The following is a 5568-nucleotide window of genomic DNA, read 5'->3' as shown; positions in this document are numbered from 1 at the left end:
GCTATCCGGCAGGTGGTCGAATCGCATCGCGCGCGCAATGCCCGAGTATTTGGTTCGGTGCTCAGCGGGCAGGATACCGACAGTAGCGACCTTGACATCCTCATTGATACGACGCCCGAAACGACGCTGATGGATGTGGCTGCGATTCAAGTTGAACTGCAACGCCTTCTTGGCATACCGGTGGATGTGGTCACTCCCAGGGCATTGGCCGACAATTTTCGCAGCAGGGTGCTCGCCGGGGCCTTACCGATGTGATGAGGGATTTGCGCGTCTCGTACTAACCGGAGGACATTCCTCACGCTATCGAGCGCATCGAGCGCTATACGGCGGACATGGATGAGGTGGGGTTCTTGAACAGTGAGTTGGTCCAGGACGCCGTGATCCGCACCATTGAAATCATCGGTGAGGCCTCGAACAATATCCAGCGTCTTGCGCCTGAGTTTGCCGCGCGGCACGATCATATTCCTTGGCAGGTCATGTATGCCATGCGTAATCGCGTCTAGCATGGATACCACAAGGTGGATACTGAAATCATTTTGGGGACGATAGAGAGCGAGCTTCCCGCGTTGTATGAACAATTCAGGCCCTGCTCGACGCTTAATCCCGTGTGCAACGTATGCTGAGTAAGCTGGCTGGTCGCCCAGAGACGGAGAACGACCAGTGCGCGTAGAACCATTGCCAGCAATGGCGAGCGCTGGGATCTGGAAGAAGTGCTGGTGAGCCTGGTGCATCCGCCCAGCACAACCATCGATACGCTGTTTGCAGGTGTGGATGCCGTGCTCGGTGCCTTCTACCGCGCCCTGCAGCGCCGCGACGCCCGCTGGGCGACGCCCTGGCAACAGGTGAATCTGTTGGTGAACCCCAATGGCCCATGGCACGACGGCGGCAGCGTGGATGACAACGGGCAGACCGGCCGCAAGCTGGCCATGGATCACTACGGCACTCGGGTGCCCAACGGAGCATAGCAAGTTCTGCAAATCCGCCGCGGGGTCCGCTTTGGTTTCCTCCGAGTCAGTGTTTGCCCACACGGCAAATTGTGTTTAAACATCATTGAGGCGATGGTCATGACCGATACGGTTCTTGATATCAAGCATTGGGGCATCAACCTTGGTGTGCGCCTGCCGGCAGCTGTGGCTCGTGCTGCGCACCTGCATGCCGACCAGCGGGTGCGTATTACGGTAGCAGTAGGCGTTGCTGCCGGGCACAAGGCCGGGCAAACCAGTTATGTGCTTTGCCATCAACCCAAGTCTTTCGACTGGCGTTTGCGCGGTGGTGCGCCGCATCCAATGAAAAAGAACGTGTTTTTTTCTTCTATCCGTGCAGTCAGATAATCGCGTGCTGGTATTGTCCCGGCATGCTTCGAATCCACCCTGTTGCGGCTGTCCGGCAGCTGCAGCGCCCGGGAGAACAGCCATGCGCCACGCTGCAGCTTTGCTCGCTCGACACGTTTTCGCATTTGCCCTGTCCCTGTCGTGTTTCTCCACCGCAGCTGCGGAAGAGGCGGATACCAGCGCAGCCCTGGACGCCGTTTTCGCGACCATCGAGGCCGATGCACCAGGGTGCAACGTCGGGGTAATCCGCGACGGCAACTGGACACACAAGGCCGGCTACGGCATGGCGAACATGGAGCTCGGTGTCGCCCTGGACGGCAGCCAGGTACATCGCATGGGCTCGGTGTCCAAGCAGTTCACCGCCCTGGCCGTACTGCTCCTCGCCGAGGAAGGCCGGATCGACCTGCAGGCCGATATCCGCGACTACCTTCCCGCGCTACGAGACTACGGTGCCAGCGTCACGGTGAATGCCATGCTCGGGCACTTTGCCGGCATGGGCGACTACGACCTCATCGCCGGGTCCTACGAGGGCCCCATCGCGGAAAACGCCGTGGATCTGCGCAACGCGGCGGGCGGGCCCTTTCGTCTGGGCAACGAGGACTACCTTACGATCGCGGAGTTCTATGACGTGGTGAAGCGCGTGCCCCTGGCGCAGGAGCCCGATCAGTCGTTTCGCTACAGCAACCTCGCCTACTTTCTCCTCTCCATGCTCGTTGAAGAGGTGTCCGGCGAAACGCTGCGCGAGTACGCCGACCGGCGCATCTTCGCGCCTCTGGGCATGCAGCACACTTTTTTCAGCGACGACCCGGTGGAGATCGTTCCCAACCGCGCTTCCGGTTACAAGGCCATCGAAGACGGTCGCTACGTGACCGACATGACCAACCTGTTCTGGGTCGGCGACGGTGGCCTGCACACGACGCTCGACGACATGCTGCTGTGGGACCGCAGCTTCTACGCGCCACGGGTCGGCGACCACCCCATGCAACTCCTCGCTCAGATGAACGCGCCGAACAGCCAGCACGACGCCCGCGATGCGCTGTACGCCAACGGGCAGTTTGTCGGCGAGGTACTCGGACAAAGCGGTTTCTGGCACAGCGGTGGCTGGCTGGGCACCTCGACCTACTACGCACGCTTCCCCGACGTGCGTACCTCTCTGGCGATGATGTGCAACGACGCGTCGCTGGATACGGACGCGCTTGTCGAGCAGGCCCTGGCGATCATTCTCGGAGGCAAGTATGAAAGCTGACATCTACCGTCTGCGCCGCAGCACCGCCGGTCTCCTGTGCCTGGCGCTGCTGCCGTGGCTCGGTGCCGCCGCACTGGACAGCAGCGGGGCAGCGGCTGAGGTCTCGTCGCTGCTGATCAGCAATGCGCGAATCGTCGACGGCAGCGGCACCGCGGCGCGACCCGGCGCCGTGCGCATCGTTGGCGACACGATTATCGCCGTGGGCGAACTCGCGCCACTGGCCGGCGAAGCCGTGGTGGATGCCGGCGGCCTCACGCTCACTCCGGGATTCATCGACACACACAGTCATCACGACGAAGGCCTTGCCGACCATCGTGACGCCCTGCCGCTGCTGACCCAGGGCATCACTACCGCCGTGTTTGGTCAGGACGGTTTCTCCGAATTCCCTCTGCAGGCGTTTCTCGGCGGTTATGACAGCGACCCCGCCGCGGTGAACGTGGCCTCCTACGTCGGTCACAACACGCTGCGCGCTGCTGTCATGGGTGCGGACTCCGAGCGCGAGGCGACGCCTGCCGAAGTCGAGGCCATGCGCGAACTTCTGCTGCCCGAGTTGGCTGCCGGCGCTCTTGGCCTGTCCACGGGCCTTGAATATGAACCCGGCATCCATTCCGCCACCGCCGAAGTCCTGGCGCTTGCCCGCGTGGCCGCGGAGCACGGCGGGCGCTACATCTCGCACCTGAGATCCGAGGACCGCTATGTCTGGGACGCGGTGGAAGAGATCATCGCCATTGGCCGCGAGACCGGCATGCCGGTACAGATCTCGCACATCAAACTGGCGGCAAAGGCGCTATGGGGAGAATCCGGTCGCCTGTTGCGCCGCCTGGACGCGGCGCGCGCCGAGGGCATCGACATCACTGCCGATGTGTATCCCTACGAATACTGGCAGTCCACCATGTGGGTGCTTCTGCCGGATCGTGATGCCGACGATCTCGAGGAAATCGCCTACGTTCTGCAAGAGCTCACACCGGCGGACGGCGTGATCTTCACACACTTTGCGCCGAACCCCGGGTACGTCAACACGTCCGTCGCGGACATCGCCTCCCGGCGCGGCACCAGCGAAGTGCAGACCTTCTCGGACCTGCTGAAGGAAGCCGATGCGTGGTCAAAGGCGAACGGTGGAGAGCAGGCCGAGTCGATCATGGGCCGCTCCATGAATGAGGCCGACATCAGCGCCTTCCTGGCGTGGCCACACAGCAATATCTGCAGTGACGGCGGCTACACGGGACACCCCCGGGGTCACGGAGCCTTCCCGCGGGTGCTGGCGCGCTACGTGCGCGAGCAGAGGGCGCTGAGTCTGGAGGATGCTGTTGCCAGCATGACGGCCCGCGCCGCGGCGCACCTCGGGCTCGACGATCGCGGTCGCCTGGCCGTCGGATTCAAGGCGGACCTCGTGCTATTCGATCCGGAAACGATCCAGGACAACGCGGGGATTCGCGACGGGCAGGTGCTCTCCACGGGCGTGATGAAGGTCTGGGTCAACGGACAGCTCGTGCTGGACGGAGAATCCGGGACCGGTCGACGCCCCGGGGTCGTGATCCGCCGCTAGCCGGCATGGTTCAGCGTGGGAACGCGACTGGATCAAGGCGGAACTACCGGTCAATGAGGCCACGCTCAGCCATGCACGTCGGACGCGGTTCAGACTGCGCCGGCGGCCATATCAACGCTGTCTGGACCTTGGCGCGGGACCTCGTGGAGGATACACACGGTGGTAGTCCCTTTGTGCGCAAAGGCGACCAGGCGACGGCGTCGGCGGCTACTGAGCAGCTTTTTCTGTATCTGCTGAAATCACTGCCCGCCATTCTTGAAAGTCAGCGCTGACTATCGGTCAATCGTATGCCTCTTCGGAATGGGGCAGGGCACCGATGGTTGACTGCGGATTGTATGACATGGACGCCGCGCCCAGTGCGAGATTTGTCAGCGGGCACTGGCGCCGGCCTATAGCACCTAAGCACTGATGTTGCCCACTACCGTTCTGGTAGGTGTCCACGTGAAGCGCACGGCATCGGGTTGCCTATAAGACGGTACCCGGATAGCGACAGAACCGATTGGGTCATCCGCCTCGCAAGCGTGGTGGGTTGGTTTCGCGGCAAATATCCGCGGGTTTTGGTCGGCGTCGACACCGCCTGTGGGCCAACGGGGATCCGGTAGGTGATGGAACGCCCCAGCAGGGAATTCATCGCGTCGTCGTCCGCCGCATCCGAGGCCAGGTAACTGTTCTCGGCATCCCGTTCCAGTAGGCCCTGCCACTCCAGAAAGCGGCCGACCCGGAGGGTGATGGTGCGCGCCAGTTGCGTGAGCTCCTGATTGTTCGGCGCCTTAACCCAGCGAAACCGGGTCCCGTCGGAGCGATCGAGGTACACGCCATCCAGGTACAGCATGTGAGCGCGCAGCCGCACCGCAGCGAGATCAGTAGGCCGCACAACGCCCCAGATCGAGATAGCCGACGCCGAGCGCGCGGTCGACTTCGGCGTCCCGACTGACCAGTACGATGCGCTCGTAACTTTCCAGCTCCACATCGAAGCGCTCGCTGCCGGTCGCCTCTTCGACCACGATCAGATCACCCTCGCGGCGCCAGCCTGCGGCGTGCAGCGTTTGCCAGCCGCCGTCGCCGGCGATGCGCAGGACGTAGTTGCCCTCGAAGTCGAACACCATGCGCATATCGGCGCAGTCACCGCGTTCTTCGGTGGACGAGACCGACCACTCACCGACCAGCGGGTCTAGGTCGGGGTCGGCCAACACCGCGTTTGCCAGTGCCCCCAGCAACAGCGAAGCTCCCAATAGCCCCTTGTTCATCACGTTCATTCTCCAGGGCCGATCGGGCCCGTGTTCGATAGAGGACTAAGTATAGGAAGTCCTAAATCCGTGACTTGGCAGCCGAAGTTTGCTGGATGATCTCGCTACCGGTCAAATCTCTTCGCGTGATGCCAGGTTTTCCAGTATTGCGGTAGCAATCAGCAGCGAGCGATAGCGTTGAGCGGCATTTTGGGGGAT

7 protein-coding genes and 1 pseudogene are annotated in these 5568 nt (G+C 62.5%); 6 read left to right on the top strand and 2 right to left on the bottom strand.

Going from position 1 to position 5568, the window contains the following annotated elements:
- The 6 genes from VBE63_RS24030 to VBE63_RS24005 form a co-directional block, all read left to right on the top strand.
- The coding region (locus VBE63_RS24030) for a nucleotidyltransferase family protein (RefSeq protein ID WP_323685544.1) at window positions 1–255 on the top strand (255 nt) is incomplete at its 5' end.
- A 35-nt stretch (window positions 256–290) separates the two neighbouring features.
- The gene (locus tag VBE63_RS24025) at window positions 291–503 is read left to right on the top strand and encodes a DUF86 domain-containing protein (RefSeq protein WP_323685545.1); all 213 of its coding nucleotides are present in this window, start codon (window positions 291–293) and stop codon (window positions 501–503) included.
- A gap of 213 nt (window positions 504–716) precedes the next feature.
- Entirely contained in the window at window positions 717–965 is a 249-nt protein-coding gene (locus VBE63_RS24020) for a hypothetical protein (protein WP_323685543.1), read from the top strand.
- Between the two features lie 99 nt (window positions 966–1064).
- Window positions 1065–1331, top strand: coding sequence for a PbsX family transcriptional regulator (locus VBE63_RS24015; protein WP_323685542.1), 267 nt, complete (start codon window positions 1065–1067; stop codon window positions 1329–1331).
- A gap of 82 nt (window positions 1332–1413) precedes the next feature.
- Window positions 1414–2577, top strand: a complete 1164-nt coding sequence (locus tag VBE63_RS24010) for a serine hydrolase domain-containing protein (RefSeq protein WP_323685541.1) — start codon at window positions 1414–1416, stop codon at window positions 2575–2577.
- On the top strand, window positions 2567–4123 hold the full coding sequence (locus VBE63_RS24005) for a D-aminoacylase (RefSeq protein ID WP_323685540.1): 1557 nt from the start codon (window positions 2567–2569) through the stop codon (window positions 4121–4123). Before VBE63_RS24010 ends, VBE63_RS24005 begins: the two co-directional genes overlap by 11 nt.
- A 574-nt stretch (window positions 4124–4697) precedes the next feature.
- Here the strand turns inward: VBE63_RS24005 and VBE63_RS24000 are convergent.
- A pseudogene (locus tag VBE63_RS24000) lies at window positions 4698–4958 on the bottom strand (IS91 family transposase); the annotation flags it as partial.
- Window positions 4959–4983: 25 nt separating this feature from the next.
- Entirely contained in the window at window positions 4984–5370 is a 387-nt protein-coding gene (locus VBE63_RS23995; RefSeq protein WP_323685539.1) for a hypothetical protein, read from the bottom strand.
- Window positions 5371–5568 lie beyond the last annotated feature (198 nt).

The sequence above is a fragment of the Lamprobacter sp. genome (assembly GCF_034860625.1).
In the GTDB taxonomy this organism is placed as follows: Bacteria; Pseudomonadota; Gammaproteobacteria; order Chromatiales; family Chromatiaceae; genus Lamprobacter.
The sequence above is the reverse complement of the archived record's forward strand: the minus strand, read 5'-3'. Positions and strand labels throughout refer to the sequence as shown.